Source organism: Geofilum rhodophaeum, assembly GCF_002210225.1.
Taxonomy (GTDB): domain Bacteria; phylum Bacteroidota; class Bacteroidia; order Bacteroidales; family Marinilabiliaceae; genus Geofilum; species Geofilum rhodophaeum.
In genome coordinates this window covers 1-7,746 of the sequence record NZ_MWUJ01000039.1, presented here as the reverse complement: position 1 = coordinate 7,746, position 7,746 = coordinate 1, and the positions used below count along the sequence as shown (strand labels likewise).

The following is a 7,746-nucleotide window of genomic DNA, read 5'->3' as shown; positions in this document are numbered from 1 at the left end:
CGCACTATATTGCCACACGTTGCCATGCATTAAAAAACCAACATCACACCAATTGCTTAGAATAATGAATCTGATTCTGTATTTTTGAGTCATGGACAATAAACAAATTGAAATATTTAAAAGTGATGATGGCTCAACTGAAATTGAAGTTCGAGTTGATAATGATACAGTTTGGCTTAATCAATATCAGATATCAGATTTATTTTTAACTGACAGAACCTCTATTGGTCGTCATATTTCTAACATATACAAAACCAAAGAACTGGATGAGAATTCAACTAGTGCAAAAATTGCACAAGTTCGAAAAGAGGGAAAAAGAACAGTAACTCGACCAATAGGAATATATAACTTAGACGTAATTCTATCAATTGGATATAGAGTAAATTCAGAAAGAGGTAGGCAGTTTCGAATTTGGGCCAATAAAATTCTAAGCGAATATTTGTTGAAGGGTTATGCCCTGAATGAAAGGAAATTAAAGGAGCAAAATAAACAACTTAATCAATTAAAGCAGTCCGTAAAGATTTTAAGTGAAGTATTAAATTACAAGACTTTAACAAATGACGAGAGTGTTGGATTGTTAAAAATAATTTCTGATTATGCATATGCTTTGGATGTTTTAGACCAATACGACTATCAAAGGCTTGAAATTAAAGATACGTCCGGAAAAGAAACCTATCAGTTAACATATGACGAAGCGATTACACAGATAAGAATTGCAAAAAAGGCTCATGGCAATAGTGATTTGTTCGGACGTGAAAAAGATGATTCATTTAGAAGTTCTATCTCTACAATTTATCAGACTTTTGACGGACATGATTTATACGCTAGCATCGAGGAAAAAGCAGCTAATTTACTGTACTTCATAACAAAGAATCATTCGTTTTCTGATGGAAATAAAAGAATAGCAGCATTCCTATTTCTCTACTTTTTAGAAAGAAATGGAATTTTATTTGATATAAATGGAAATAAGAGGATAGCGGATAATACCTTGGTTGCATTGACTCTTATGATAGCTGTAAGTAGGCCAGATGAAAAAGACACGATGATAAAAGTGATTGTAAATCTGATAAATAGAAACAATTAACGCATGGCAACAGCACATATAGCCAAAGGCGGGTTTAGTGTTTTTTTGAACCGCTCTACCCCGCGGCAACTTTGCTAACGTCAGACAAGTACGTAGCACGCAATCCCGCCTCAGGCCATATGTGTAAACGTTGTGGGGCATAGAACAGAACTTGTACCAGTAGAAAAATGAAATCTTACATACTAGCTTCGACATATAAAGAGGATGACCTTTATAAATCCACAATTGAATGGAATGATGAAGAGATGGGAGAATGTCCCATTTTTGTATCTGAAAGTATGTTAGAGTCTATAGATTCGTTAAAAAAATGGTTAGACACTTTTCTTGACAAAGTATCAAAGACTTGGTTGAACTTTCATCAGCAGGAATATAGAGGAGGTGTAAATTGCCCTAATGGATTATTACAGACAGGGACTGATGTTTGGTTATGCAAATTGGATAAAAATATCTGTGAATTGCAGGCTATTATTGAATTGGATAATGAAGACGAGTTTAGAGGAAAATGTAAAGCTTCTCCGAAACAAAAGGATGACATTGTGGAGATTGTAATCAATGAAAGATACAAAGGTTTTCATCATGCTATTGGCAGGTATCAATGTCCAAAATGTCAGTTAGAGAAGAAGGAGGAAAAATATAGTTATCATTATCCTTGGGAATTTGTTCCTTTAATCGACTTACCTTTATTATCAACAGAAATAAGATTACTAAAAAATTATACAGATAAAATTTTATCTCGATTTTTTGCAGATGATCCTATTATTTGTGCAAGTTGTGCTTTTGACTTGATTTCAAAAATTGGACTTAAAGAACAAAAGTTTAAGATACTGGAATATGATATTAATAGAAAAAAATTAAAGCTTTGAAAATAAAACTACGACCCCACAACAATGTATATACAAAATAGGCGCAATAGTAGTAAATTCAAGGGTTGTAGCCCGCTTCATCTTCATCTCGGTTTGATAGGATTGAAGCCCGCAATCGCCTACTTCGTATATACTAAACGTTGTGTGTTATTATAAGAACTAAATCTTAATATCATGAATAAGAAGAAACCTAAATTCAATGAGAGTTTATCATTGCAAAGATTTAGAAAAGCAATTGAAAACATTGAGACCAATGTACAACTAAACGAGGCAGCTTATTCACAAATAATCCTCATCCTGAATAAGTCAACAGATAAGGAATTAGATATAAGAGATTACTTAAAAATAGATAAAGCTAACTTTTCAAGGCTTAATCATCCAGTGAAACAAAGTAAAGCGATATTCAATAATATAAAAAAGAAGAACATTGAATTTGGAATTATACAATCATACAATGCCTTTAGTAGTTATTTGAAAAATGTACTTTCTGAAATGCTGGCACACAAACCGCATTTGGTTATTTCTAAAGCAGTAGTTACAAAGAATGGTGAAGCTAAAGAAAATTTTACGTTTACATTTGCAGATATTATCAAAGCAGGTGATTATAATGTGATTCAACAAAATATTGTAGACAGGATTTTTAGAAGATTAGAAGATGAGCAAAGTACAATAACGTTACTAGAAAAGATTATTGATGGAACAAAAGTGAATATTTCCAATCAATTAAAGAATGAGTCTTTAGCATATCTAGAACTAAGGCATTTATTCATCCATTCTAGTGGAATATTAGATTCAAAATACATTAATAAATACGGTAAAATCTTATCTCCAACACTTAAACCTGGTCAAAGAATACCACAGACCTATTATACATTTCAGAATTGTATTCAAAAGACTTTATCAATATGTAAAGAGATAGATTCTCAATTGATAAAAGAAGATATTATTCCTGAAAGAAAATTTAAGGAGAATGAATTAGTATAAATAAAAACACACAACATTGTGTAGCATTAATGGCGGTTGAAGCACGTACCGAAAGGTTCGCTTCCCGCATCAACCAATTAACGGCTTGAAAGGAGATTCGCCCGCAATCCGCCACTAATGCTACACTACCCGTTGTGGTGCATTTGAAAAAACGTTCGGCTAAAAATTTATATTAGAAAATGGAAAAATGGAAAATCATCGAAGAAACTGACATATCGCCAAGTAAATGGTTTCCTATCAAAAAACATAAAGTTAAGCTTCCAAACGGAAAAATCATCGATGACTATTACATAACTGACTTAAACAACGTTGGTATGGTCTTACCCATAACCACGAAAAATGAGGTAGTTTTAGTCAAACAATATAAACACGGAATTAAAGATATAGTAATTGAATTACCCGCAGGTTTTCAACAAAAAAACAAAAGCATTGAAGAATCCGCACTTGCCGAATTAGAAGAAGAAACAGGAATTAGAACAAACCTTGAAAATCTAATACCAATTGGAAAAATTGCAAATGTTCCGACCAAATCAACACTCGTAACATATGGATTTCTTGCAACTCAATTGGAATTTAATAGCAGACAAAATCTTGAAGTAACCGAGGATATTGAAATAATTAAACGAACACCTTTCGAAACAGTAGAAATGATAAAAAATGGAGAAATTATAGTAGGAGATACAGTTGCTTTAATAATGAAAACTTATTTAATGTTCCCTGATATATTTAAATAAAAACGACACCACAACACGCAATATATTGCATAGCTGCTCGCTTATAGATAACAAATTGGTTCCGGGGCAGTTGCCCTATGTGGATAAGAAATTTACTAACAGAGAAAACGCTACGCACTATATTGCCACACGTTGTGTGTGATTTAAGAAAAGACAAACCTGAAATAATAAAAATATGATTAAAAGAGAAATTCAATTATCAAAAGAGTTTAAAACTCAGGCTACAAAGGCTATCTTGGCAATAAATCTTTTTACATTAACGTATTTAATAATTCTGTTATTAGCTGTATTGTTGACAGGTTTGTGCATTGCTGGTGGAGTTTCATTAATTGTGATTAAACCAATGTTTATTACAATTGCACTGGGTATAGGACTTGCAAGTTTAGGAGTATTGATTTTGATTTTTTTATTAAAATTTATTTTTAAATCTCATAAAGTAGACCGTTCACATCTAACTGAAATAAATGAACAACAAGAACCTGAATTATTTAAAATGATTAGGGAGATAGTGCAGAGTGTAGGTACAAACTTTCCTAAAAAAGTATATTTATCCTCAGAAGTAAATGCAGCAGTATTTTACGACTCAAGTTTTTGGAGCATGTTTTTTCCGGTTAAAAAGAACTTACTTATAGGTTTAGGTTTGGTTAATGCGGTAACGAAAGAAGAATTAAAAGCAATATTGTCACACGAATTTGGCCATTTTTCTCAACGGACAATGAAAGTTGGAAGTTATGTCTATAATGTTAATCAGGTAATTTTCAATATGCTTTTTGAAAATGAATCATATGAAAGCCTTGTTCAAAGATGGGCAAATGTCAGTGGTTATTTTTCAATATTTGTAATTATCGCGGGTAAAATAAATGAAGGGATTCAGTGGATATTAAGGAAGTTATATATTGTTGTAAATAAAAACTATCTTGGTCTATCAAGAGAAATGGAATTTCATGCTGATGAAATTGCAGCAAGTGTAGCAGGTTACGAACCTTTGAAAAATTCATTATTAAGAATGTCATTGGCTGACCATTCTTTTAATAGTGTTTTAAATTTTTATGACAATAGAATTTCTGAAAATATTAAAAGCGTTAATTTATATCAAGACCAATCATCTGTTATTAATTTTCTAGCTGAATTAAATAGTCTTCCTAAAACAAATGGACTTCCAGATATTTCATTAGAAGAACAAAGTAAATACAATAAATCGAAATTAGTTATTAAAGACCAGTGGGCATCACATCCTACAACAGAAGAAAGGATATGCAGATTAGAAAAAACAGGTTTTTCGGCAAAATATGATTCTGATTCACTGGCAAATTGCATATTTAATAATATCTCCGAAACACAAAAACGAATTGCGAACAAACTATTTGAGTCTGTTAATTATCAAGGAGAAACTAAAGAATTTGTAAATGAAAAATTTATTGAAGAATATAAAAGAGAAATTTTATCTAATTCGTTTTCAAAAATTTACAATGGATATTATGACAATAAGAACCCTTTAAATTTTGATTTGAATCAAGACAAACCCATAAATGATAAAATTACCATAGATGAATTATTTTCAGATGAAAAAGTAGACTTAGTTTATACATCTGTTGCATTACAAAATGACATTCAAATACTAACAAATATATCTAATAAATCAATTTTAGTTAAAACCTTTGACTATAATGGAGTTCGGTTTAAAAGTAAAAACTCTGGAAAATTAATTGAAGAACTCAAACCTCAATTGGAGCGACTAAACGAGCTTATCAAGATTAATGATTTGGAAATCTATAAATACTTTAGAAGGGTAGAACAACAGCAGAATAAACCAAATGAATTAGAACAACTTTATTTCGAGTTTTTTGAATTTGATAAAAACTTTGATTCCAAATATGAGATTTATACCAAACTCTTAAACGATTTGCAATTTACAAGTGTGACAACTCCATTTGAACAAATTAGAGCTAACTTCAAAAGAATTAAACCTACAGAAGAATTATTAAAAATAGAAATAAATCAATTATTAGGTGATGCTATATTTCAGTCAGAAATTACAACGGAGATAAAAGAAAAATTAGAAAAGTATACATCAACAACACTTGAGTATTTTGGAGGTGTCTCATATTTTGACGAAAACCTTAATATACTGTATACTGCAATAAACAATTACGGCTACCTAATATCAAGAAAGTATTTTTTAATGAAAAGGAAACTATTGACATATCAAGAAGAATTAATAAAAAACCACACACAACAAGCGGTATAAAATATTGGGGGTTAAGTGGTTTGCTAAGAGTATCACTCGCTGGCAAGGTTCTTATCGGTTGATAGGTTCGCAGCTCCGAAATCCCCAACATTTCATACCGCCGGACGTTAGGGCACATAAAAACGAACATCCTGCAACATGAAACAAGATATAAAAGAACAGATATTTGATAAGTATTTTGTGAATTGCGAAAAAGCTGAACTGATTTGCAACGATTTAGAAATTAAACGAAGTGAATTTTCGGAAATTGCGAAACAAATTGACAACGAAAGACCTGATGAACTCAAAGAAATGAGGCGGATTCGTCAACTATATAACAATAAGCAAGGTGGAAATTTTGAATTCTCAAATTTCAATGAATTTTATAAATGGTACATAACACAATTTGAAAAACAAAAAGGTTGTTGTTACTACTGCAAAACGGAGGAATCTGTTTTAACTAAGTTGTTTGAGAAAAAATATACGTCAGCGAAAAGACCAAATAGAGGGAAACACTTAGAAGTTGAAAGACGTGATTCTGATTCAAACAAATACAATAAAGATAATTGTGTACTTGCATGTTACTTCTGCAATAATGATAAAAGTGACATTTTCTCCGAGGACGAATATTTTGAATATCTAAAGGATAGAAAACTATTCTTTAACAAACAATTACAATCTTTAAAATGATTTCGGATAAAGACACAAATACTATCTATTTTTCTGAACTTTTAAGAACAGATTCAAGGTTTATTGAGACTTCGAAACAAATAATTTCGACACTTGATACTTTTGGAGCAAAGTATAAATTCCTACCTGACACAAAAGACATTTGGGCGAGAGATTACATGCCAATTCAAATCAATGACAAAAAATTCATAGAATATCGCTACGACCCAGACTACTTGCAAGGTAACTGGAAAGGTAGTCGGGATTTAAAAACATATCCTGATATTGTTTGTAATTCAATAAATCTTTCGACTGAGAAATCAGACCTAATAATGGATGGTGGAAATTTTGTAAAATCATCTGATTGCGTTATTCTGACTGAAAAGATTGTTAAAGAAAACCGACTTTTTTACTCCAAAACGGATTTGATTAAAAAGATTCAGGATACATTTCAAGTTGACAAAACTGTACTAATTCCCCAAGATAAATTGGATGAATATGGACATTCGGACGGAATGATTCGATTCATTGATAATGATACGGTTTTAATTAACCATTATTACAAATATGATTCTGTAATGGAATACCGGTTAAAACAGACTGGATTAAAAACAGAATTCATTGATTATAAAGTAAACAGGAAAGATAAACGTAATTGGGCTTATCTTAATTTTCTTCAAACAAAAGACTTGATACTTCTCCCGAAATTTGGAATTGACGAAGACTTACAAGCATTTGAGCAGATTGAAAACTTTTACCCTGATTATAAAGGGAAAATTGCTCAAGTTGAAATGACTGAAATTGTTAAATTTGGAGGTGCGTTGAATTGTATAACTTGGACGACAAAGGAATGAAATATAATGAATTACGTGCCCTAACACAGTATATACAAAATAGGCGCAATAGTAGTAAATTCAACGGTTGTAGCCCGCTCCAAAATTGCAACGGTTTGATAGGTTTGAAGCCCGCAATCGCCTACTTTGCATATACTCACCGTTGCCGCCAATTACAGAGAACCTATCCCATGCGTTTAATGGATTTGCACTCGGTAGTATAGATAAAACCGTATAGGCAGCAGACAGAATCCTGCAGACGGACTTTTATGAATAAATCGGTGCGAAACGTAATAATGAAATCCAAGCGTCTTTGACTAGGGTTTTGCAGAATTAAGGTGGTGCTCAGACA

Annotated in this window: 7 protein-coding genes; all 7 read left to right on the top strand. The window is 31.7% G+C overall.

The genetic code is table 11. From position 1 onward, the window contains the following. Positions 1 to 91: 91 nt before the first annotated feature. The 7 genes from rhuM (at position 92) to B4W65_RS16655 (ending at position 7,415) form a co-directional block, all read left to right on the top strand. Positions 92 to 1,084: a RhuM family protein gene (rhuM, locus tag B4W65_RS16685; RefSeq protein WP_088656302.1), complete on the top strand. Its 993-nt coding sequence runs from the start codon at positions 92 to 94 to the stop codon at positions 1,082 to 1,084. A gap of 167 nt (positions 1,085 to 1,251) precedes the next feature. Then, entirely contained in the window at positions 1,252 to 1,947 is a 696-nt protein-coding gene (locus tag B4W65_RS16680) for a hypothetical protein (RefSeq protein ID WP_088656301.1), read from the top strand. Positions 1,948 to 2,121: 174 nt separating this feature from the next. Further along, positions 2,122 to 2,931 carry a hypothetical protein gene (locus B4W65_RS16675; protein ID WP_088656300.1) on the top strand — a complete coding sequence of 270 codons (810 nt, stop codon included), beginning with the start codon at positions 2,122 to 2,124 and terminating at the stop codon, positions 2,929 to 2,931. A gap of 179 nt (positions 2,932 to 3,110) precedes the next feature. Next, entirely contained in the window at positions 3,111 to 3,665 is a 555-nt protein-coding gene (locus B4W65_RS16670; RefSeq protein WP_088656299.1) for an NUDIX hydrolase, read from the top strand. Positions 3,666 to 3,840: 175 nt separating this feature from the next. Beyond that, the gene (locus B4W65_RS16665) at positions 3,841 to 5,913 is read left to right on the top strand and encodes a M48 family metallopeptidase (RefSeq protein WP_088656298.1); all 2,073 of its coding nucleotides are present in this window, start codon (positions 3,841 to 3,843) and stop codon (positions 5,911 to 5,913) included. A 138-nt stretch (positions 5,914 to 6,051) separates the two neighbouring features. Next, positions 6,052 to 6,582 (top strand): hypothetical protein, encoded by a 531-nt coding sequence (locus B4W65_RS16660; RefSeq protein ID WP_088656297.1) that lies wholly within the window; start codon positions 6,052 to 6,054, stop codon positions 6,580 to 6,582. Continuing rightward, complete coding sequence (locus B4W65_RS16655; protein ID WP_088656296.1) at positions 6,579 to 7,415, top strand: agmatine deiminase family protein; 837 nt, start codon at positions 6,579 to 6,581, stop codon at positions 7,413 to 7,415. Before B4W65_RS16660 ends, B4W65_RS16655 begins: the two co-directional genes overlap by 4 nt. The last annotated feature ends 331 nt before the right edge of the window (positions 7,416 to 7,746 follow it).

Bases quoted from the DNA above. Each gene is read 5' to 3' on its own strand.
- B4W65_RS16660 (WP_088656297.1), top strand. From the start codon at position 6,052: ATGAAACAAGATATAAAAGAACAGATATTTGATAAGTATTTTGTGAAT.
- B4W65_RS16675 (WP_088656300.1), top strand. From the start codon at position 2,122: ATGAATAAGAAGAAACCTAAATTCAATGAGAGTTTATCATTGCAAAGA.
- B4W65_RS16670 (WP_088656299.1), top strand. From the start codon at position 3,111: ATGGAAAAATGGAAAATCATCGAAGAAACTGACATATCGCCAAGTAAA.
- B4W65_RS16665 (WP_088656298.1), top strand. From the start codon at position 3,841: ATGATTAAAAGAGAAATTCAATTATCAAAAGAGTTTAAAACTCAGGCT.
- B4W65_RS16655 (WP_088656296.1), top strand. From the start codon at position 6,579: ATGATTTCGGATAAAGACACAAATACTATCTATTTTTCTGAACTTTTA.
- rhuM (WP_088656302.1), top strand. From the start codon at position 92: ATGGACAATAAACAAATTGAAATATTTAAAAGTGATGATGGCTCAACT.
- B4W65_RS16680 (WP_088656301.1), top strand. From the start codon at position 1,252: ATGAAATCTTACATACTAGCTTCGACATATAAAGAGGATGACCTTTAT.